At 79.5% G+C, this 380-nt stretch carries 1 pseudogene; it reads right to left on the reverse strand.

Going from position 1 to position 380, the window contains the following annotated elements:
• Positions 1 to 380 (reverse strand): annotated as a pseudogene (locus GTW40_RS04045) (aminoglycoside phosphotransferase family protein); the annotation flags it as partial.

The following is a 380-nucleotide window of genomic DNA, read 5'->3' on the forward strand; positions in this document are numbered from 1 at the left end:
ACGGCGCGCACCCGGCCCTCGGTGCCGACGAGCACCCGCGCGCCGGTCAGTCCGTGGTGGGTGAGCACGGCGGTGCCGGGCTGCGCGGCCAGCCGGGCGGCGGCCGGCGGCGGGAAGGGCTGGAGCCGGGTGCGGTCGAATTCGTCGGCGGCGGCGAGCCGTTCGGCCGTGTGCACGGCGATGCGGCGCAGGGCCTCCAGGGAGCGTGGCGGCGTACGCGGCACGCCCAGCGTCTCGGCCTGGCGCGGGGGCACCTCGCGCAGCCCGGAGAGCAGTCCGGCGAGGTCGGCCTCGCCGAGCGCGGACACCTCGTGCTCGTCGCCGCTGCCGCCGGACAGCCGGGCGTCGAGCACACAGGCGAGGCCGGGCACCCAGTCGCC

This window comes from Streptomyces sp. SID4985 (genome assembly GCF_009863025.1).
Classification (GTDB): Bacteria; Actinomycetota; Actinomycetes; order Streptomycetales; family Streptomycetaceae; genus Streptomyces.